This window comes from Streptomyces sp. NBC_01237, assembly GCF_035917275.1.
Classification (GTDB): domain Bacteria; phylum Actinomycetota; class Actinomycetes; order Streptomycetales; family Streptomycetaceae; genus Streptomyces.
The window spans coordinates 73,837-93,648 of sequence record NZ_CP108508.1; the positions used below are offsets into that span (position 1 = coordinate 73,837).

Below are 19,812 nucleotides of genomic sequence, written 5' to 3' on the forward strand. Positions count from 1 at the left end.
AAGAGGACACCAAGGCCCGTTCCCCTGAACCAGCGGCTCGGAGGACTCGACGGCTCTGTTCCCACGATCATCCCCCCTCCTCGCCGTAGGTGCGGAGAGTACCAACGCTCTGAAGTCGCCCGCTGGGGCCCTGGCCTGCCGGGCCAAGCGTGCCGCAGCCGCGCGGAGTTCGGCCAGCGTGTCCTCGAATTCGCTCATGCTCCCAGTGTGGCTTCCACCTTCAGCGGCGTGGTCAGCCTCCGAACAGCCCCAGACGAAAAAGGGACTGTGCCGGGCGCGCAGACGGCAGGGGCCTGCCGCGCCCGCTCTCCTGCTTCTCCATCAGGCCCGTCCAAACCCTCCGGCCCGGCCGACGCCGCCCCCGGCCACCGCAGCCCCCGTGTGTCCCACCTGTCACACCGGCCTCAACTTTGCTGTCCTCCGCCCGGATCCGCCCCCCTTCGGGCACCGGGGCGGTGTGCGGGAGTACCGCACCACTTCACCCACCGGGAGGACCCGCGTGACCGAGACCGTGCACGACGGCCAGGACCACCACGACGACTGCATGTACCCGACCTTCGGCGACCCGGAATCGTGCAGCTGCGCCGAACTCACCGCAGACGAGGTGCGGCCCCAGGACGAGGACGCGGTCTGACGGACGCTCGGCGGCCCTGCGGCAAACCGCACCACCACCCGGACGAACGGCACCAACGGGCACGGAGCCCCTGCTCGCGGGGGCCGGGGCGGAGCGGGGCGTGACACCGGGCGTGACCGGTCGTTGAACCCGGTCGGGACAGACGTCACGTCATGTCCCAGGTGGCTCTGGGCGCTCATCCGTCCAGGGTCTTCCAACAGCTCCAGAAGGGAAACCCATGCCGACAGGAACAGTGAAGTGGTACAACGCGGAGAAGGGCTACGGGGCCATCAACCCGGACGACGGCAGCGCGGAGGTGTACGTGCACCACACCGCGGTCCTCGGTTCCGGGTTCCGCAATCTGGACGAGGGCCAGGCCGTCGAGTACGACGTGACCGACGGGCCCAAGGGCCCCCAGGCGGAGAACGTCACGAGCGCCTGAACCGCGCCCCTGCCCTGTCGGCGCGTGCCTCCCGGAGCAAGCGGTGGGCAAGCGCGGGGGCCGGGGTGCGGTGGGCGTGACTCCGGCCGCGACCGGTCGTTGTGCGACAGGACAGACGGCACAGTCCTGTCGCACGGAGGCCCCGGGCCCCCCACGCCCGGGGTCTCCTGCTGCCGGAACCCATGAACGGCCACGAACGCGGCAGCCGGGTGACGAGGAAGCTGATGCCCCGGGGCCGGAGACGTGGTGGGCGACGTGCCGAAGCGCTTCGCTGCAGAGCCTGTCCGGGTTTGCGGACCCCGCGGCGACCGGGTGGCCATGGGGGTGAGATGCGTGCGGGTTGGACAGGCTCAGGGAGGGGTGGGCCCGCCGTCTGTGCGGAGCCCACGTATGGGTCCCTTCCCCCGGTGCGGCCATGACCGGGCGGGGCACCAGGCGGAATCCTGGGTGTCGTCCACCCCCTTGAAACTACCGGCTCCGCTCCACCGGGGGCGGGCCGGACGCCCTGCAACGGCGCTGGATGCCGACGACGCAGAGAAGGGTTCGCAGGATGGGCCAGTTCCCCTCGGGACACGCAGAGGCTCTTGCGGTGGTCGAGGCCCGGTGCGGAAGCGGCTTCCGGTTGAGGGAGGTGACGGCCCGCCGGGGGGCGGTGGTGTGGGAGGCGGCGGGTGCCGGCGGGAGATTCGCCGTGAAGATCGGCACCGGCGACGGCGCACCGGCCGTGTCGCGGGAGACAGAGGTTCTCCAGGCGTTGGGATGGTCCGGGCACCTGCTCGCCTCGGGTACAAGGGCGGACAGTGCGTGGCTGGTGTCGCGGTGGTTCGAGGGGCCGTCCACGTGGGATGCCTTCGCCCGGTTCCGGGAGAACGGCACCGGGCAGCGTGCGGGCCTCGGCGCGGCGGTGGACCTGTGCCGGGCGGTCGCCGGAGTGCACGATCTGGGCTGGGTCCATGCCGATCTCCAGCCGGATCACGGGATCCACACCGCTGGTGGTGTCCGTCTGATCGACCTGGCCTGGAGCTGGCGGGAGGACATGCGTCCGCCACCGGTGACGGGGGTGGGCATCGACCACCTCGTGCCGCCGGAGCTGGCCCAGCGCGGTGCGGGCGACATGCCCCTGGACGCGGGTATGGCGGCCGACGTCTACACCCTGGCCGCCACGTTGTGGACCTGCGTCACCGGAACCTGGCCCCTTGACTACCGGGCCGCGGGCATCACACCGGAGGAGCTGACCTCGGACCAGTTCCGCGCGCAGATCGCCACCGGCCGTATCCCGCTGCGGACCGAGACATCATGGCCCGAGCTCCAAGCCGTTCTGCAGCAGGCCATGTTGAACTCGCCCCGAGACCGGCCCACGGCGCGGGACCTCGCCCGGACCGTGACGCGCCTGGCTCTCTGATCGCCACTCCGGCCCCCGCTCTCAGCGGTGTGCCTGCCGGTAGAGGCGGGTGAAGAGCGGGTCCACGGTGCGCCCGGAGCGGTAGACGGTCCCGAACCGCTCCTCGTAGGCGGTGAACCGGTCCGGGTCGTCGTGGAGGAACAGGACATCGTGCAGGGCCATCCAGCGCAGCGCCAGCATCGGGAGCGGGGAGCGGGACACCGGAAACCCGGGGTTGCGCGCGGCGCCCTGCTCGCACCGGGAATGGAACTGGCCCAGCATCATCCCCTCCTGGGCCAGCCGGGTCCTGACCTCCTCCTGCACGCGGTCCAGGAGCTCCTCGTCGGCCGGCGGAAGATCGGGCAGGACGGCGACCACGGCGTGCAGGGTGCGGTTGGACGTCGGCCAGCCACCACCCCGCAGGACCTCGACCATGGCGTCGACCGTGGACAGGAGACCGTCCAGGTCCGCGCCGCCGGGGAACACACGCACCCGTACACCACCGGCGCGCAGGGCCGGAACCATGAACGGGCACACCGCCCCGGGCCGCCCCACACCCTCATGAGGCCGGCACAGATACGTCTCGAACCAACCGACCGCTTCCCCGACCACTTCCACCACCGGCACACCCCCACCCTTCCCCGGCACCCCCGAATGAGCACCGCCCGGTGCCCAACGACCGCACCGGTGCACCCGGTGCGGTGAACCCTCCGGCACGTCACACACCAGCCGGATTCAAAACCGGCCCCGCCCCCAGGCCTTCCACCGCCAGGCCGCACCTCTTCCGCGACCCCGGTCACCCGATCGTGGGAGCAGTACCCGAAGACACCAGAAAGCCCGGCACCCAGGACATAGCTCGGCCACACCGCGGACCCCGGCCGACCACCCGGACGGGACCCGCGGTCACACCCCTGGCGGCCGCACCACCTGCCCCCCGCCGCCAGGGAATCCCACCGGCACCGTCGCCGAGATGAGGGAAACGGCAGGTCGGTATTGGTGGCGCGTACTGAGTGGGCGTCAAGAGCGGCAGGAAAAGCTGGCGCTGGCGTCTGTTCGGCTTGAATGCGGCTACTCGAACGGCTGGTTCTGCGCCTATACGCGTCCTTATCTCGAACTTACTCTCAAATCACCCTTAGCGCTCTCACCACCTGGCGGCCCCCTGGAGGAATCAGGATGCGAAAGGGGGTGGAGCAACGCCTTGACGACGCCCACGTGGCGACGCGGGATGCGTGAGAGGGCGAGGAGGGGCGGGTGCGATGACCGCGTCACATTTGACATGCCCGCACCATTAGGCCCTCCCGGCTGAGCATCACCAATCGAAGCAGGATCTCTCGCTGTTGCGCGCATCCTGCGCATTCCACATGAAGTCAACCGACGAAGAAGGTCGTGAGTCGCAATGTTCAAGAGAACCTCCTCGAAGGCCCGACGCCTGGGGTCGGCCGCCGCGGGAATCGGCGTCATGGCCCTTGGTGTGGTGGTCTCGCCGCCGGCCACCGGTTCGGCGTATGCGGCGCCGTCCTGCGGCGTTGACGGTGTGCTCTGCGGAAACATCATCGGCGGCTATACCGGCGGCGGCATGCCCGATGTCGCCGCGACCGGCGGAGCAGGCAGTGCCGTGAAACTGACCAATAACTTTGGTGCCCAGAACCACTGGATGTTCGTTCCCAGTACCAGTGGGAACGGAGCCTTCACGATTCGGGTCGCGTCGAGTGGGCTGTGCCTCGAAACCGCCAGTAATTCTGATAGCACTGTCGTACAGACCTGCAATGGTCAGAGTTCCCAGGATTGGTACGCCCAGCCGCTGCAGACAACGAATTCCGGATACGAACAGTTCCGCCTTCGGCATGCCGGCGACAACAAGTGCCTGAACGCTTGGGGCGGCAGTGTCTCCACGGGTACCACCGTGGGTCTCTGGAACTGCCAGGGTTCGAGTGCCTGGAACGACCGCTTCGCGATCGGCAAATACGGTTCCGGCCAGGAGCACGCGCCGGAACTCGTCCAGCAGCTGAAATCCTGGGCCACGATGTACGCGCTGAACCAGTTCAACAACAAGTCCTCGGTCATCCCGACGGCCACATTCCAGGTAGGGACTCCGGCTCCGGCGAAGTCCGGCCCGGCCCAGGTGGTGGGCCCCCCGGCTTTCGCGGGCTCCAGCGGCTCGGTGTACCAGTACGGCTGGTCGCACAGCACGGGGTACACCTTCAGCAACGGCGGATCGGTCACGGTCACCGGAACGGTCGGGACCGGGCCCCTGAGTACGTCGCCCGTGGCGGCATCGATCTCTGTGGCCATTCAGGGGTACTGGGGAAGCCAGTGGAACACCACTACGACACAGTCCGGTCAAGTTCAGTTCGACATCCCGCCCGGTCAGGTGGGCTGGGTGGCCCGAGCTCAGCTGCTCAAGGCGATGACCGGTACCTGGAGCATCACCAACGACAAGGGGGACAGCTGGCAGGGGACGGGAACAGCTACCGTTCCGGCAGCTGACGGCACCGACTCTCCGAGCAACTCCAGCGTGCTCTACCAGTGCACGACCAACCCGTCGGCGGCCACGTGGGCCGAAGCCTGCTACAAGACAGTTCCCAACGGCTATCCGTACCCGGCGACGCGCCCGCCGGTGTAGTCCGCTCTGGTGCTGTAAGTCAGGACTCCTGGCACGGCTGTACGGCGCCCACAGGGCCGCACGGCGGCCCCGCTCACGCAGGGCGGGGTGGGCTGTGACACCGGCTACGTCCGGTCGTTGAACCCGGTCGGGACAGACGGTCACGTCCTGTCGCACGGAGACCCCGGACGCCCTTACGCCCGGGGTCTCCTGCCGCCGGAACCCATGAACGGCGCCGTGCTCCTGGTGCTCGCCGTCGTACGTCATCCCAATGACGCACCTGCGGCGGACGATGACGTACACGGCCACCCCGGCCGGGACGGCCGGCCGCACGAGAGGATTCCGACCCATGACCGACACCGACCACGCCACCCGCGGCGACCACCAGCCGACCGCCGTCCTGCTCCAGCACATCGAGGCGTTACGGGGCGCCCTCGGGCACGCGGTCCGCCTGCTCTCCCACTCCGCCGGACGCGAGGCGGCCGACCACCCCGACCACGCGGAGCGGCTGATGACGACCGCCGTGCACCTGACGGACCTCATCGCCCGCACCGCGCCGGCCGGGCCAGCCGCGCCCAGTCGTCGACCAGACGGACATCACGTCATGTCACACAGCGACCCCGGGTGCAGTCATCCAGGGTCTCGTGCTGCCGACTGTGGTGGCCGGTGGCGGTTCAGGTCGCGGCGCCGGGTGCGGCCTGGACGCGGTCGAGGCGTTCGTAGAGGGCGCGGACGAGGCGGGCCCGGTTCTGCACGCAGTGCAGGGTGCCCTGGTGGGGTGTGCTGAGGCGGCGTTGGGCTTCGGCGAGGATGATCTCGGCCAGGGCCCGCGGGCCGGTGTCCTCATACAGAACAGGGCCGAGCCCGCGGTCGCCCGGAGCGACTGGTGCTTACGGGCCCGCGTCAGGATCATCCGCGACCACACCGCCGTCACCGCGGACCCGCCCGTCCACCGGCACTTCACCCAGGGCAAGGAGCTCACTCTCACCCAGTGGGGCAGGGCCGGACATCCTGTCAGCGACGGCTGGTGGACATCCCAGAAGACCAACACGGCCCACACCGTCCCGGGCGACCATGTCACCGTCCTGAGGATCATCGACGAGACATCACCCGCCGGGTAAAACCGGTCGAGCCCCGTTGCCGCGAACCGGGCAGACCGAAGTATTTGCACCACGTGGGCCAGTGATTTCACTCTCAGATTTACGTTGGATCGCTCCGGTCCCTACCTGCTGTCAGCCGAGCAAGTGGCTGATGCCGCCTTGGCCGTCCGCTCCGTTCCACATCACCGCTCCCATCCAGAACGGGAACCAGAACACCTGCTCCGGCAGGATGGGGGCGGCGATGAACCAGAGGAGGGGCAGGCCGGCGAAGACCAGACAGCAACACCGGCCGCCCCTGTTGGCAGCGGATGACTGCTGTGTTGGATTTGTGGGCACCTCGCGAAAATAGGCGGCACTGGCAGCTCGCGCATGAGTAGGCGTACTTAACGGGGTCAGCTGTGATTGCTCCCGGAATGTCCGCCGCGGCTTGGTGCCTGCCCTGTGGTGGGACGGTCAGCTGAGAGCCCCGCCGGTTGAGTCGAATGACGCCGGCGCGGAGCTTCCCGAAGGACGACTCCTCGCGGATCGCGGACCTGGAACGGTCGGACATCGACGAGAGCGGCGGCAAGTGGTACGACGTCGGAGCCGCGTGGAGCGGAGGCCCAGGCACCCCACTGGAGATGAAGCGGAGTCCGGCCGATCAGCCGGAAATCGCACGCCCGACGATTACCGACCGCAAGAACCACCCGCAGTTGTGGGGCCGACCATGAAGAAGGGCACCATCACCGTCACCCGGACCCCCGACGGCCCTCCCCTGCGCAGCGGTCACTCAAGGCCGGCCGTCGGCGTCGGGAGTGAGATCGGGGCGCGGGCGGTGTCAGGAAAGGTGGCACAGACGTCCGGGCCGCCTGCGCGGCGCGTGGCGGACCTCGCCGACGCCTTGTGCGGTGGTGCCGGCTCGTGGTGCTCGCTGGTGGTGCGTGGTGCTGTGCTGTCGCGTCCAGGGCCGGGCCGGAGGCCGGGTCCTGCCCGTCCCCGCCGGTGGCGGGGACGGGCAGGAGGCATGCTCACCGCCCAGGGTGAGCGGGCCGGCCGGTCAACGGAACCTGGTCAGTTCACCTCCAGGGTGACGTCGTCCACGACGAAGGAGGTCTGGAGGTACTCGTCCTCCACACCGGTGAACTTCAGGACGACCGTCTGGCCCGCGAACTCCCCGAGGTCGTGGGTCTTGTGCGCGTACCCGGTGGCGCTGTCCGTGTTCGACAGGGCGGCCAGCGTCTTCCCGCCCGCCGTCACCGTGAAGGTGTCGTAGGCGGTGGCCTCCGTCTCGGCGGTGTCAATGTGCACGTAGTACGAGAGCCGGGCCGAGGTGCAGCCGGCCGGAATGGTCACGCTCTGGGCGACGCTGTCGGTGTGCGGGGAGCCCCAGCCGTTCAGCCAGGCCGAGAACGAGCCGCCGTGCGGCGTCTGGCCCGGCTGATCGGTGATCACACCGGACGTGGTGGTCCAGGGCGAACCGCCGTTCTCGAAGCCGCCGTTGACGACCACCTGCGCCGGGGTGCAGCCGCCGCCGCTGCCGACGGTCAGGGTGTACGTGGTGCTGTGGCTGACGTTTCCGGCGGCGGCGACGTTCAGGCTGTACGTGCCCGGCGTCACCGTGGCGCCGACCTGGACGGAAAGGGTGGCCGCGTCGCCGGTGCGCACCGAGGACGGGCTCACCGCGGCGCTCACCCCGGCGGGCGCGCCGCTGACCGAAAGGCTCACGGTCTGGGCGGCGCCGCTGACCGTCGTGGTGTTCACCGTCGCGGTGGCGGTGCCGCCCGGCTCGGCTTTCCCGGCGGCCGGGCTGACGGCGACCGAGAAGTCCTGCGCCGGGGTGTCGCCGCCGACGGCCTGCTTCCAGATCGTGTAGGCCACGCCGTCGGCGCTGCGGTCCAGCACCGTGGCGTTGATGTTGTTCGTCGTGTCGCAGGCGCTGTGGTAGCAGGAGTCGTACGCGACGTTCGCCGAGCCACCCCACTTGGCCGCCTGCGCCGAGGTCTTGCGGGCGTTCGCCCCGGCCGCGTACCCGGAGGTCGCGATGCCTGCCTGCTGGAAGGAGTAGTCGTCGCTGCGGCCCTGACCCTCGGTGTTCTCCTCGGGCGCCAGGCCGAGCGAGGTCCAGTACGCCTTCATCGGGGCGGCGGCGGCCGAGTTGACGTTGTTGATGAAGTAGCCGCCGTTGGTCGAGCCGACCATGTCGAAGTTGTAGTACGCCTTGATGGCCGTGCGCTCGGAGCCGGTGAGCCGGTTGACGTAGAACTTCGAGCCGTTGAGTCCCTGCTCCTCGTCGGTCCACCAGGCGAAGCGAACGTGCTTCGTCATGGTGGGGTTCTTCTGCGCCAGCACGAGCGCGTTCTCCAGCAGGGTCGCCGAGCCGGAGCCGTTGTCGTTGATGCCGGGTCCGGCCGAGACGCCGTCCAGGTGGGAACCGAACATGACCGTCTGGTCCGCGGGGCCACCCGGCCAGTCGGCGATCAGGTTGTTCGACGGGTAGGTGCAGCTGGTGCAGTTCTGCTCGGTGACCGTGTAGCCGGCCGCCTGGAGCTTGGCCTTCGCATAGGCCAGCGACTGGGTGTAACCGGTGCTTCCCGCCCGGCGGTTGCCGCCGTTGGCCGCGGCGATGGAGCCCAGCTCACCGAGGTGCGCACGGACGGCGGCCACGTCGATGTTCGGCGGGTCGGTGCCCGGCTGGGTGCCGCCGACGTTGAGCGTGTAGTCGACGGTGTGCGACAGGCTCGCGCCCTGGCCCTTCACGACAACGGTCGTGGAACCGGGCGCGGCGTTGGCCGAGGCGGTCAGCGTCAGTGTCGAGGACTGGCCGGACTGCACGGTGGCGGGGGAGAACGAGGCGGTGACCCCGGACGGCAGCCCGGTGGCGCTCAGCGTGACCTGCTGGGCCTGCCCGGTGGTGGTGCTGGTGGTCACCGAGGCGCTGACCGAGGCACCCTGCTGGACGCTGCCGGAGGCCGGGTTGAGAGCCATCGAGAAGTCGTTGTTCTGGCCCGAGGGCGTACAGACCGGGTCAGCGGTCTGGGCGGGCACGCTGATCGCGTCCCAGGCGGCCTTGGTCTTCGTGTGCAGGCCACAGGTGGCGTCGAGCGCCTTGGCCGAACTCAGCGTCGCCGTACGGTACTTCTTGTACGACATGCTGCTGGTCTTGAGCAGCATGCCCCCGTAGAAGATCTTGCCGGCCGTGGTGATGCCCACACCGGTCAGCGTGCTGCCGTTGCAGGTGCTGCTGTTGGGCTTGCCGCCCCCGGGGCTGGTGCCCTCGGCGAGCAGATAGAACCAGTGGTTGAGCGGTCCCGCCGCCGCGTGCGTCTCGGTGCCGGGGATGGAGGAGCTGTAGCAAGCGGGGTCGTTGTTGACGGCCGGCGGGTTGTACATGTTGCGTATCGGTCCGCGGCCCTGGAGGTCGACCATCTCGCCGACGGTGTAGTCCGGGACGTCGTACGGCGCGGGCTGGCCGGCGTAGGACTCGGTGAGCGCGCCGAAGATGTCGCCGGTGGCCTCGCCGAGACCGGACTCCTGGCCGCTCGTTCCGCCGGGGGTGTTGGTGTCGATGGCGTGCCCGTACTCGTGGGCCACCACGTCAACGCCGGCTATCCACTGGTTCGTACTGTTGCGGCCGATGGTGACCTGACTGCCGTCCCAGTAGGCGTTCAGCTCGTTCAGGCCGACCTTGCCGGGGAAGGAGCGGCCGTTGCCGCTGACGCCGTTGCGCCCCAGCCAGTCCTTGAGCATGTCCCACTGCTTCTGCGCGGCGAACATCAGGTCCACGCAGCCGGTTTCCTTGGAGGTGGGATTGCCGGTGCCCCAGGAGTCGGAGGACTTCGAGAAGACCTGGCCGGTGCTGTAATCGGCACAGCTCAGCCCGGTACGGTTCGGATCACGCAGCGAGTAGGAGCCGCCCGACGCGGTGGTGTCGATGGTGAGCGGAGCGGGACCGTTCCACTTGCTGTTCCCGGTGCCGGCCACCACCTCGTCATGGGTGTCGAGGACCTTGCCGGTGCGCGCGTCCACATAGACGTGCAGCTTGCTGGGCGCGCTCCTGGTACGGCCGGCCACGACGGTCTCCCAGGCCAGTGCCTGCCGCCCGTCGGTGATCTTCACCACCAGCCGGCTGTCCACGACCTTGTCGACCCGGGCCAGTCTGGCGCGGGCGGCCGTCTCGGCGCGTCCGGCGCTGATCCTCGGATCGGTGGCCACGTCCACCTGCTGGGCGCTGGCGGACCGCACCGCGCGGACATCGCCGTCGCCGTCGGCCAGCACCACCGCGTCACCGCCCACGACCGGCAGGCCGCGGTAGCTGCGCTCGTAGGCGACCGAGTAGAGGCCCTTCAGCCAGGGGGTGACCTGGCGCCGTTCGTACTGCTCCTGCGGCGCGTTGACCAGCGAGTCGAGGCCGCTGCCGACGGCCTTGTCGGCGGCCTCGACAGCTCGTGCTGCCGGATCGGCGGCAGCGGCGGTTCCGGTCTGGGTGGCGGCCGCGGCGGCCGTCTGCGTCACGACGCCGGCGAGGCCGGCCGTCAGTGACAGCGTGGCCGCGACGGCCGTGAGTCTGATGGATCGCACGGGTTCACTCCGAGAGGGGGAGGGGGAGGACGGGCGGGGCAGCAGTGCGCTGCTGAGTATGGGCGTGAACATGGCAAAGAAGCCCATCTCTGTTGGCCATAAGGCGCGAGTATGGGGCGGGCCGAACCCGTCGGCGCCCGTCGGTCTCCCGCGGCGCGCGGGTGCGGCGGCACGGCGAGGCACGCGCAACGGTGCCGGTGGCTCGCCGCTCCACGGCGAATAGGCCTGTTGGACCTTCCCGGCGGGGTGGAGCGAGGATCCCCGGTCCATCACCATCTCTCCGCGCACGCCGGATTCCTCGCCCTGCCCGGCAACCGGACCGCGTTCGTGGACGACCGGGTGGGGGAACTGCTCGTCCTCGATCCCTACGGCCTCGACGCCGGTCACCCGCTGGTCCGGAGCAGCGTGCCGGTGGCCACTCCCGCCGAACACCTGGCGGCCGACCCCACCGGCCGCCATCTCGCGGTCACCACCGGCCTCGGCCGCAACCACGAGGCATGGAGCGACCTTCAGACAGCCGTCGACCTGCGTGCACCGGAGGCCCGGCAGCCGTGCGCGTACGCACGCGCGGGGGCGAACCGGGAGTCACCGTCCTCGGCGGCCCGCATCCCCTGATCATGCTGCGCCACCGGGAACCGGCCAAGATGCCGAGCCACCGGCACGGCGACCTGATGGCCTCCGCCGCCGCCTGCCCACCCGCCGAGGCCCGCCACCGGGTCCCTCTCCCCGACGACGACGGCCACGGCGACGCGCACGACCCCGTGACCTGTCTCTACATTCTCCGGTATCAGGAATTCCGTCGCGTTGATGAGGCAGAGGCGGGCCGTCAGGTGTAAGGGCGAAGCCGGGTGCACGCCCGTTCCAGCAGCGTCCGGTCGACCGCGCGCGGGCTGCGGTGGAGGGCCGCGTAGACGTGAGAAGTAATCTTCGCCCAGGTCCGGAAGTTGCCGCGGGCGGTGGAAGCTTCAGCCCACGCGAGATCCGCAGGATCGGCCGCGTCCCACACCGGGTGGAACAACCGCAGTGTGTCAGGCACCTGGGTTGTCTCCAGACGGTCCACTCGATGCCAAGTCAGCACTCGCGACCTCAGCGCTGCCGCCCGGGTAACAGCCCGCTCGCTGCCGGCACCGCACAGCACCGGCGCTGCGGCTGTCCCCGGCTCATCCCAGAGCTGACGCAGGCAGTCCAGCAACGGAGGCGTCAGGCGTTGACATCATCCAGGAACAACGCTCCTGGCTGTTCCAGTGCCTCGGCCAGCGCCCGGTCCGCCGCACCGGCCCGGTGCGTCAACGCCGCCGCGGGCAGACCGCGCGCGTCGAGCAACGCTGCCCGCAGCTGTGGCAGACCTGGTTTGACCGCCGCCACCGCCCGCCACACCGGCGTTCGGGCCGGCAGTAGATACAGGGCCTGCTGGACCGCCACCGTCTCCCCGTGCCCCGTCCACCGCCAGCAAGCGCCGCAGCGTCCGCCGACTGCTGTCAGCTCGGGGCATCCGGGGGACGAGCAAGGGGGGCGGGGCTTAGGGGGCAGGTACGGGCTACCTCTGAACTTGTCAAGTCTGGTGTTCCATTGACGGCCCGTCATGCGATGATCACGAAAGTCCGGCAGGAAGTCGGTCCGATGAGGGGACAGTTATGACTGACAACAAGATCTCGCTCGCTGACCGGCAGAAGGCTGCGCTGGATGCCTTCAAGGTCACAGGCGAGGAAGGTACCGGATCGATCTCAGAGTCGGAACTGAGGCAGCTTCTCCTCAACCTGGGTGACGCGTTGAGCCCCGCGGAAGTCGAGGAACTCATGAAGGAGGTAACGGTGAACGCGGACGGCACCGTCTCCTACGAGTCGTTCGTTGACATGCTGGTTACGGGCTACCCGCTTGCGAGTGCCTGAGCCCCACGGGCGAGCAGCACCGAATGACATCCCGCCTCGGTACATGCGCCAACACTGTGCCGAGGCGGAGCCATGTCCGGGTCAGCTCGGGGCATCCCGGGATGCCCCGTTACTTGGGGGCGGTGTGATCCCCCGCGCTCTGCCTCACGACCACTGCGGCCACCTCTCGGGGTGCGGGCTGCATGACGAGACGCCGAACTGCACCGGGCCGGTCACCGCAACGATCTACCCCGCCGAATACAGCGCGACCTCACCATTCCGAAGCGTGATGTTCGTGAGGTGACCTCCTCGACCGCCTCCGCCAAGGGGTGGAGGCAGCGGCGCAGGGGGCGTGACACCGGCCGTGGCCGGTCGTTGAACCAGCCGGGCACGTCACCGTGCACCGCGAGACCCCGGGCATCATTACCCGGGGTCTCGTGCTGTCGGCTTCGTGTGGACAAGCGTCATCGGACAGCGGCAGGTCCGGCAGCCACCCGGTCGGGGCGGGGCGCGGAGTAGGCGGGCTGGAGGGCGAGGCGGACGGCGTACCGTCTGCTCATTCTGTGGTTGCCCGGGGGTGCAGGTGTTGGCGAGCGGCGTGTTCCTGTTGGATGGCGCGGTGCAGGTGCCACAGGGCCACCGCGGGGAGCAGGCCGCCGAGCCGGGCAGCCGCCCTCAAATCCTCCACCGCACCGGTCAGAGAGGTCTTGGCGACGTTCCCTGGCTCGCCGGTCCGTGCAGGAGCATCATCAGCAGCAGCCCAATCCCGGACTCGAAGCCCGCTGGGCCGCGCGCGGAGCAGGACGCACTCGGCGTGAAGTGGAGTGGATGACAGGGTGAGCAAGGCGGCGTGCTGGGCATCCACATCGTGCGGGTCAGGCCGCGGGGCGGCGGCGTGCTCTTGCTACCTCAGTGGCTCAAGTTAGCGAGCATTTATGAGAGTTCCGCCGAGTTCATGCGTTGCGCAGGGCGTCGAGCGTGGAGTTGAGGTCCGTCATGCGGGGGCGGTTGTGGGGGAATTTGGCGAGGATGGCGGCCATGCCGCAGGTGTTGGTGAGGGCGGAGGCGACAAGCCCGCCGGCGATGGCTGCGGAGATGAGATGGAAAGCGGGGTGAAGTAGGCCGAGGGCGAGGCCGATCAGGACGAGGGTGCCTGCGGTGAGGCGGACTTGGCGCTCCATGCCCCAGACGGTCGTCGGGAGGTCGCAGGCGGCCGGGTGGTGGAGCTGATGATTGCGCTGGGCCCAGGCCGTGGTGCCGCCGGTGAGGGTGGCTGCGGGGATGCCGTGGGTGGTGAGGGTCTTGGCGGCGTTCCCGGAGCGGGCTCCGGAGGCGCAGACGATGAGGAGGTCGGCCCGTTCGGCGGCCTCCTTGAGCGCGGGCAGGGCGCGCCTGATCTGGTCGAGGGGGATGTTGTGTGCGCCGGGCAGGTGGCCGGCGGCGTATTCGCCGGGGGTGCGCACGTCGATGACGGTCAGGGTGTCGATGCGGTCGTGCGCCTGGTCGGTGTCAAGGACGCGGGGGGCGGGGGTGGTCATGGCAGGGGTACTCCTTGCGGGTGGGTGAGGTGGTCTTGGTGCGGGCGTTGTGGTGCGTGGCCGGCTGGGCGTTTCCTAGACGAATGCGTCGAGGAGCATGACGGCGGCCACGGCGATCAGGACGATGGCGAAGACCCGTTGCAGCAGGGCGCTGGAGATCTTCGAGGCGATCCGCTTGCCGTCCCAGGCGCCGAGGATGGCGGCGCCGGTGAAGGGCGCGATGACTTCCCAGCGCAGTCCGTCGGCGGTGCCGGTACGTGCGGTGAGGGCGGCGAGCGAGGTGATGGTGATGACAAGGAGGCTGGTGCCGACGGCGGCCTTCATCTTCAGGCCGAGGATGCTGATCAGTGCGGGTACGGCGAGAAAGCCGCCGCCGACTCCGAGGAAGCCGGTGACCGCGCCGAGTCCGGCACCGGCACCGGCTGCCTGGGCACGTCGCACCGGCCGGTCCTGATCGTCATCGGCTCGGCGGGAGTGCAGCATGCGCACTCCGGCGAGCAGGGCGATCACGGAGAACGCGCCGGTGAGTAGGGCCGCGGGCAGTCGGTCTGCCAGTGCTCCGCCGAGCATCGCCGGCACGATGCCTGCGCCGGCGAAGAGCAGGCCGGTGCGCCAGTTGACGTTGCCGTCGCGGGCGTGGGCGTTCAGGGAGGTGGCGGTGGTGGCGGCGACGATGATCAGGCTGGCGGTGGTGGCCGCGGCGGGCGTGAAGTCGAGCAGGTAGATCAGGGCGGGCACGGCGAGGATGCTGCCGCCTCCGCCCAGTCCTCCGAGTGCGATGCCGATGATTGCGCCTGCGACCAGGGCCAGGAGCAGGGTCGTCACGCTGTCGAGCCGTTGCTGTCGGTGATGGGGAGTCCGGCAGCGGCCCATGCCTGCATGCCGCCGGTGACGTCGCCAGCGTCGATGCCGCGGGCTTCCAGGAGGGCGACGGCCTGTGCGGAGCGGTGGCCCGAGCGGCAGATCACCACCAGCGGGCGTCCCTGTGCCCCGGCGGGCAGGGCGGCGGTGGAGACCAGGTTGGACATCGGCAGGTGGAGGGCGTGCGGGGCGTGCCCGGTATCCCATTCGTCCTTTTCGCGGATGTCCAGCAGGACGGCGTCGCCGCCGGGGGCGGTGCGTGCATGGGCCCGTGCTGGGTCGTTGCGGACCAGGAGGGGTCCGAAGGGAGACATGGCTGCTCCTTCCAGGGGGCGGGGCGTCATGAGGTGGTGAGGGGGAGTCCGGACGCGGCGGCGTTGTCGAAGGAGTCATCGACGGCGACGACGTTCCGGCCGGCGGCGTCGAGGAGGGACGCGGCGATGCCCGCGCGCATGCCGCCCGCGCAGTGCACCCAGACCTTGCCTGCCGGGACCTCACCGATCCGCTTGTGCAGGGTGTGGAGGGGGATGTGCACGGAGCCGGTGATGTGGGCGCCGGCCTGTTCGGAGTCGCGGCGTACATCCAGCACCACCACGTCGTCGGGGGACTCCAGAGCGGCGAGGTCGGTGAACGTGGCTCGTGGGAAGGAGGCCGGGATCTCACCGGGGGCCAGCCAGTCGGCGGGAGTGCCGGTGGCCGCGGCGGCGGGCCGGTCGATGCCGACGCGGACGAGTTCGCGCTGGGCTGCGGCGAGTTGCCCGGCGTCGTCCGCGAGCAGCGTGACGGGCTTGCCCCAGGGGATCATCCACGCCAGGTAGGTGGCGAGTTTGCCCTCGGCCTCGAAGTTGAACGCCCCGGCGACGTGGCCGTCGGCGAACGCGACGCGGTTGCGCAGGTCGACGACCCACTCCCCCGCTGCGAGCCGGGCGGCTATCTCTCCGGGATCGGCGACGGCCGGCGGGGTCAGGTCGAGGGGGGCGGGGCCGCTCGCGTTGGCCGGTCCCATGTGGGCGTAGTAGGCGGGGACGTCCTCCAGGGCGGACAGCAGGTCGGCGACGAACATGTCTACGTCCTTGGCAAGGGCGTCGTTGACCCGCTTCTCCCGCCCGATGGTGGTGGCGTCGCCTTCGGCCTGTCCGGCGGAACAGAAGCTGCCGAAGCCGTGGGTGGGCAGTACTGCCGTCTCGTCGGGCAGTTCCTCGGCGAGCCGGTGTGCGGAGGCATGCTGGGCGCGGGCCAGTTGCTCGGTCAGCCGGGGCTCGACGAGGTCGGGGCGGCCCACGGTTCCGATCAATAGCGATCCGCCGGTGAACGCCGCTATCGGGGTGCCGTCCTCTTCCAGGACGTACGCCGTGTGGTGGGGCGTGTGGCCGGGGGTGGCGACGGCCCGCAGCCGCAGCCCGGCATCGATGACAGCGAGGTCCCCGTCGTGGACGGGTATCCGCTCGAAGGAGACGTGCGCTGCGGCCGGGACGAGGTAGGCGGCGCCGGTCAGCCGGGCCAGTTCAAGGCCGCCGGTGACGTAGTCGTTGTGGATGTGGGTCTCCACTACGTGCGATATGCGCACCCCCCGTCGGGCCGCCGCGGCGATGACCTGGTCGATGTCGCGGGGCGGGTCGATGGCGACGGCCGTGCGCGCACCGCCGGCCAGGTAGTGGCGGTTGCCCAGGCCCTCGATCTCGATGGTGTCGATGAAGAACACGCGCTGCTCCTAGCTACAGGGATTTCATTACCCCCCGGGGTATCTATTTCACCGTAACAGAGATACCCCCCTAGGTATTTTTCGGGCACGGAATGTCAGAGATGCACAGGCTGAGGCGTGGGCGGACACACGGGAGCGCATCGGCATCGCCAGGCCGGCAGCGCCGGGTGACAGGTTTCACGACTCTGCACCCAGGGGCGGGCGAGCACAGCCCCGACCGGACAGCGACACCGGATCGGATCTCCTCCGCCTCATATACCCTGGGGGGTACCCATGAACTCGATTCGGCGCAACCGGGAGGCAGAGGCACCATGAAGTCGGACACGGACACGGACGGGGCGGCGAAGCAGGCAGTACTCAATCGGCTGCGCCGCGCCCAGGGACAGCTCACCGCCGTGATCTCCATGGTCGAGAGCGACCGGGACTGCAAGGACGTCGTCACTCAGCTCGCCGCTGTCTCACGCGCCCTGGACCGGGCCGGATTCAAGATCATCGCCAGCCGGATGCGCGAGTGCCTCACCGCCCCCGAGGACGGCGGAACGCCGGAGATGAACGCCGACGAGCTGGAAAAGCTCTTCCTCAGCCTCGCCTGAGACCGAATCTGCGGCCCGCACCCGCGATAAGCCCGCGGAGGGTTCGAGGCCCGCACCGGCGACCCGGCTCACCCGTGCACGGCCGCTCCGAACGGGTGGTCGCCCCGGATCCGGGCGGGCGAGCCGCGCGAGGCGAGGCCATGGTGGTGCAGTTCGGCGAGCAACTGAAGCGGAGGACGTAACGGGTCAGAACGGGTCCGTCGCTTCGACCGGCCAGGGGCTGGACGTGCCGTGAATCAGCGGACCCCGGCTGGGGTGTGACCAGCAAGACGAAATGAAGTACGGCGACGGACGGACTCCTCGGCGCGGGAGCCCGTCCACCACCCTTCGGCTTCTGGCCCGTCGGCTCGGTCTGCGGTGAAGAACCACTGCGGCACCAGCACCGCTCTGGCCAGAGTGACGCCGCCAAGCACTCCCCTCCCACGCACCGATCGTCCACCACGGCCCTCGGTACAGTGCGGGCCACACCGCCTTCCCTCCTCACCAGCCCGTCTCCGGCCGGCAGAGGCGGCTCGGGAGCCGAAGAAGCGGATGAGCGGGCCGGTGAACAGCAGCAGAGGCCAGGTGCAGGCGGCGGCGTAGGCGAATCCGCTGACAGGCTGGTCAGGGCCGTGGGAATGTAGGGAAACGATCCGGCCGGGAGGCCCGGGCCGCTCTTCCTGCAGGCGCACACCCGAGCATGCACCGGTCGGTACGAATCAAAGTGCTCGACCTTGATCTGACGCCTGTCCGTCCGCAAGGGCTGGTGACCTCGCGGTACCTTCGCCCGTCAGGCACGACCCGCGCCGTCCGTTCCGTCCTCACTTCGTGGTCTGGTCTGCTGTTTCTCGAGTGATGTCCGCGCAGAGGCGAGTTCGGCAGGCTCTTGGGTGTCGCCCCTGTGCAGGTCCGTCGTGGTGAGGAGGGTGAGCGCGCCGTGGGTGCCGAGGCGGTGGGCCGCTTCTCCCCCACGGGTTGGCGCGGACGTACAGTCCGCCCTGGAGCGGAGCGCCACCGAGGTGTACGAGCGTCTCGCGCAGGGCGTCCCGTACCGTGCGCGTCGATTCGGGCACCGCGAAGGCGGCCAGGCGCCAGACCCCGTTATCTTTTTCGCGGTCCTGCAACGGGGCCGCTGGCCTCCGGGCTCGGCATGACTGTGTCCCCCTGTCGAAGGAATGACCTGGGGGGTGGTGTCACCGGGCCCGGGGGTGTTCGTCGGAGACGCTGATCAGAGGTCCGGCCACCGTCCGGTCCGGCGCAATGCCGGACAGTTCGCGGGCGGTAGGTCTGCATAACGTGGATGCGCGAGCACGACACCCGAGCCGAGGCCAGCACCGTCAACACCCTGGAAAGGGCACGATGTTCGAGATCGAAGACGTGGGCGTGTTCCTCGGTTTGGACGTCGGCAAGTCCGCTCACCACGGCCATGGGCTGACGCCGGCGGGCAAGAAGGTCTTCGACAAGCCGCTACCCAACAGCGAACCGAAACTGCGGGCCGTCTTCGACAAGCTGACCGCGAAGTTCGGCACCGTCCTGGTCATCGTGGACCAGCCCGCCTCCATCGGTGCCCTGCCGCTGACCGTCGCACGCGACGCCGGCTGCCGCGTCGCCTACCTGCCCGGCCTGTCCATGCGCCGGATCGCCGACCTCTACCCCGGAGAGGCCAAGACCGACGCCAAGGACGCGGCCGTCATCGCCGATGCCGCGCGGACCATGCCGCACACCCTGCGCTCGCTGGAACTGACCGACGAGATCACCGCCGAGCTGACCGTGCTGACCGGCTTCGACCAGGACCTGGCCGCCGAGGCCACCCGCACCTCCAACCGGATACGCGGCCTGCTCACCCAGTTCCACCCCTCCCTGGAACGCGTCCTGGGACCGCGCCTGGACCACCAGGCCGTCACCTGGCTCCTGGAGCGTTACGGCTCCCCGGCCGCCCTGCGCAAGGCCGGCCGCCGCAGACTCGTGGAACTGATCCGCCCGAAGGCCCCACGCATGGCCGCCCGGCTGATCGACGAGGTCTTCGACGCGCTCGATGAGCAGACCGTCGTCGTCCCTGGCACCAGCACCCTGGACATCGTCGTGCCCTCCCTGGCCGCTTCCCTGACCGCCGTGCACACCCAGCGCCGGGCGATGGAGGCCCAGATCAACGCCCTGCTGGAGGCCCACCCTCTTTCCCAGGTCCTGACCTCGATGCCCGGCGTCGGCGTCAGGACCGCCGCTGTCCTGCTGGTCACCGTCGGCGACGGCACCAGCTTCCCCACCGCCGCCCACCTCGCCTCCTACGCCGGCCTCGCGCCGACGACGAAGTCGTCGGGCACCTCGATCCACGGCGAACACGCACCCCGAGGCGGCAACCGGCAGCTCAAACGGGCGATGTTCCTGTCCGCCTTCGCCTGCATGAACGCCGATCCGACCTCCCGCGCCTACTACGACAAGCAACGCGCCCGCGGCAAGACCCATACCCAAGCCCTCCTCCGCCTCGCCCGCCAACGCATCAGCGTCCTGTTCGCCATGCTCCGCGACGGCACCTTCTACGAGTCACGCGTCCCCGAAACAGCTACCGCATGACCAGC

General features: G+C 69.7%; 18 protein-coding genes and 1 pseudogene. 10 read left to right on the forward strand and 9 right to left on the reverse strand.

Annotated features, from left to right (window positions below; all coding sequences use genetic code 11):
• Window positions 1-499 precede the first annotated feature (499 nt).
• The 3 genes from OG251_RS00425 to OG251_RS00435 all read left to right on the forward strand — a co-directional run bounded on the left by OG251_RS00425 (window position 500) and on the right by OG251_RS00435 (window position 2,457).
• Window positions 500-634 carry a hypothetical protein gene (locus OG251_RS00425; RefSeq protein ID WP_326674912.1) on the forward strand — a complete coding sequence of 45 codons (135 nt, stop codon included), beginning with the start codon at window positions 500-502 and terminating at the stop codon, window positions 632-634.
• Window positions 635-851: 217 nt separating this feature from the next.
• Window positions 852-1,055 carry a cold-shock protein gene (locus tag OG251_RS00430; RefSeq protein WP_326674913.1) on the forward strand — a complete coding sequence of 68 codons (204 nt, stop codon included), beginning with the start codon at window positions 852-854 and terminating at the stop codon, window positions 1,053-1,055.
• 691 nt (window positions 1,056-1,746) lie between these two features.
• Complete coding sequence (locus OG251_RS00435; RefSeq protein WP_326674914.1) at window positions 1,747-2,457, forward strand: hypothetical protein; 711 nt, start codon at window positions 1,747-1,749, stop codon at window positions 2,455-2,457.
• 21 nt (window positions 2,458-2,478) lie between these two features.
• On the opposite strand, the gene OG251_RS00440 is transcribed toward OG251_RS00435, so the two are convergent.
• Window positions 2,479-3,162, reverse strand: coding sequence for a DUF6875 domain-containing protein (locus OG251_RS00440; protein ID WP_326674915.1), 684 nt, complete (start codon window positions 3,160-3,162; stop codon window positions 2,479-2,481).
• A gap of 670 nt (window positions 3,163-3,832) precedes the next feature.
• Between OG251_RS00440 and OG251_RS00445 the strand changes: the two genes are divergently transcribed.
• Both OG251_RS00445 and OG251_RS44875 read left to right on the forward strand, forming a co-directional pair.
• Window positions 3,833-5,059: an RICIN domain-containing protein gene (locus OG251_RS00445; protein WP_326674916.1), complete on the forward strand. Its 1,227-nt coding sequence runs from the start codon at window positions 3,833-3,835 to the stop codon at window positions 5,057-5,059.
• A 623-nt stretch (window positions 5,060-5,682) separates the two neighbouring features.
• A complete protein-coding gene (locus OG251_RS44875; RefSeq protein WP_442818292.1) occupies window positions 5,683-6,159 on the forward strand; it encodes a hypothetical protein in 477 nt (158 codons plus the stop codon).
• A 111-nt stretch (window positions 6,160-6,270) separates the two neighbouring features.
• Here OG251_RS44875 and OG251_RS00455 read toward each other — a convergent pair whose 3' ends face one another.
• Window positions 6,271-6,474: a hypothetical protein gene (locus OG251_RS00455; protein ID WP_326674917.1), complete on the reverse strand. Its 204-nt coding sequence runs from the start codon at window positions 6,472-6,474 to the stop codon at window positions 6,271-6,273.
• A gap of 146 nt (window positions 6,475-6,620) precedes the next feature.
• Here OG251_RS00455 and OG251_RS00460 point away from each other — a divergent pair, with 146 nt between their 5' ends.
• Window positions 6,621-6,848, forward strand: coding sequence for a hypothetical protein (locus OG251_RS00460; RefSeq protein ID WP_326674918.1), 228 nt, complete (start codon window positions 6,621-6,623; stop codon window positions 6,846-6,848).
• 340 nt (window positions 6,849-7,188) lie between these two features.
• On the opposite strand, the gene OG251_RS00465 is transcribed toward OG251_RS00460, so the two are convergent.
• On the reverse strand, window positions 7,189-10,653 hold the full coding sequence (locus OG251_RS00465) for a M28 family peptidase (RefSeq protein WP_442818404.1): 3,465 nt from the start codon (window positions 10,651-10,653) through the stop codon (window positions 7,189-7,191).
• A gap of 261 nt (window positions 10,654-10,914) precedes the next feature.
• On the opposite strand from OG251_RS00465, the pseudogene OG251_RS00470 reads away from it, so the two are divergent.
• Window positions 10,915-11,462 (forward strand): annotated as a pseudogene (locus OG251_RS00470) (hypothetical protein); the annotation flags it as partial.
• 433 nt (window positions 11,463-11,895) lie between these two features.
• On the opposite strand, the gene OG251_RS00475 reads toward OG251_RS00470, so the two are convergent.
• Window positions 11,896-12,117, reverse strand: coding sequence for a hypothetical protein (locus OG251_RS00475; protein WP_326674921.1), 222 nt, complete (start codon window positions 12,115-12,117; stop codon window positions 11,896-11,898).
• A gap of 212 nt (window positions 12,118-12,329) precedes the next feature.
• Here OG251_RS00475 and OG251_RS00480 point away from each other — a divergent pair, with 212 nt between their 5' ends.
• A complete protein-coding gene (locus OG251_RS00480; protein ID WP_326674923.1) occupies window positions 12,330-12,584 on the forward strand; it encodes an EF-hand domain-containing protein in 255 nt (84 codons plus the stop codon).
• Window positions 12,585-13,516: 932 nt separating this feature from the next.
• On the opposite strand, the gene OG251_RS00485 is transcribed toward OG251_RS00480, so the two are convergent.
• The 4 genes from OG251_RS00485 to OG251_RS00500 all read right to left on the reverse strand — a co-directional run bounded on the left by OG251_RS00485 (window position 13,517) and on the right by OG251_RS00500 (window position 16,664).
• Window positions 13,517-14,101 (reverse strand): rhodanese-like domain-containing protein, encoded by a 585-nt coding sequence (locus tag OG251_RS00485; protein WP_326674924.1) that lies wholly within the window; start codon window positions 14,099-14,101, stop codon window positions 13,517-13,519.
• Between the two features lie 75 nt (window positions 14,102-14,176).
• On the reverse strand, window positions 14,177-14,926 hold the full coding sequence (locus OG251_RS00490; RefSeq protein WP_326674925.1) for a sulfite exporter TauE/SafE family protein: 750 nt from the start codon (window positions 14,924-14,926) through the stop codon (window positions 14,177-14,179).
• On the reverse strand, window positions 14,923-15,276 hold the full coding sequence (locus OG251_RS00495; protein ID WP_326674927.1) for a rhodanese-like domain-containing protein: 354 nt from the start codon (window positions 15,274-15,276) through the stop codon (window positions 14,923-14,925). Before OG251_RS00495 ends, OG251_RS00490 begins: the two co-directional genes overlap by 4 nt.
• 26 nt (window positions 15,277-15,302) lie before the next feature.
• Window positions 15,303-16,664 (reverse strand): MBL fold metallo-hydrolase, encoded by a 1,362-nt coding sequence (locus OG251_RS00500; protein WP_326674928.1) that lies wholly within the window; start codon window positions 16,662-16,664, stop codon window positions 15,303-15,305.
• A 311-nt stretch (window positions 16,665-16,975) separates the two neighbouring features.
• On the opposite strand from OG251_RS00500, the gene OG251_RS00505 reads away from it, so the two are divergent.
• Window positions 16,976-17,257: a metal-sensitive transcriptional regulator gene (locus tag OG251_RS00505; protein ID WP_326674930.1), complete on the forward strand. Its 282-nt coding sequence runs from the start codon at window positions 16,976-16,978 to the stop codon at window positions 17,255-17,257.
• 800 nt (window positions 17,258-18,057) lie between these two features.
• On the opposite strand, the gene OG251_RS00510 is transcribed toward OG251_RS00505, so the two are convergent.
• Window positions 18,058-18,309 (reverse strand): hypothetical protein, encoded by a 252-nt coding sequence (locus tag OG251_RS00510; RefSeq protein WP_326674931.1) that lies wholly within the window; start codon window positions 18,307-18,309, stop codon window positions 18,058-18,060.
• A 286-nt stretch (window positions 18,310-18,595) separates the two neighbouring features.
• Here OG251_RS00510 and OG251_RS00515 point away from each other — a divergent pair, with 286 nt between their 5' ends.
• Entirely contained in the window at window positions 18,596-19,807 is a 1,212-nt protein-coding gene (locus tag OG251_RS00515; RefSeq protein WP_326674933.1) for an IS110 family transposase, read from the forward strand.
• Window positions 19,808-19,812: the final 5 nt, after the last annotated feature.

Excerpts from the sequence above, each read along its gene's own strand:
- OG251_RS00430 (WP_326674913.1), top strand. The coding sequence starts at position 852 with ATGCCGACAGGAACAGTGAAGTGGTACAACGCGGAGAAGGGCTACGGG.
- OG251_RS00445 (WP_326674916.1), top strand. The coding sequence starts at position 3,833 with ATGTTCAAGAGAACCTCCTCGAAGGCCCGACGCCTGGGGTCGGCCGCC.
- OG251_RS00460 (WP_326674918.1), top strand. The coding sequence starts at position 6,621 with ATGACGCCGGCGCGGAGCTTCCCGAAGGACGACTCCTCGCGGATCGCG.
- OG251_RS00480 (WP_326674923.1), top strand. The coding sequence starts at position 12,330 with ATGACTGACAACAAGATCTCGCTCGCTGACCGGCAGAAGGCTGCGCTG.
- OG251_RS00485 (WP_326674924.1), bottom strand. The coding sequence starts at position 14,101 with ATGACCACCCCCGCCCCCCGCGTCCTTGACACCGACCAGGCGCACGAC.
- OG251_RS00495 (WP_326674927.1), bottom strand. The coding sequence starts at position 15,276 with ATGTCTCCCTTCGGACCCCTCCTGGTCCGCAACGACCCAGCACGGGCC.
- OG251_RS00505 (WP_326674930.1), top strand. The coding sequence starts at position 16,976 with ATGAAGTCGGACACGGACACGGACGGGGCGGCGAAGCAGGCAGTACTC.
- OG251_RS00515 (WP_326674933.1), top strand. The coding sequence starts at position 18,596 with ATGTTCGAGATCGAAGACGTGGGCGTGTTCCTCGGTTTGGACGTCGGC.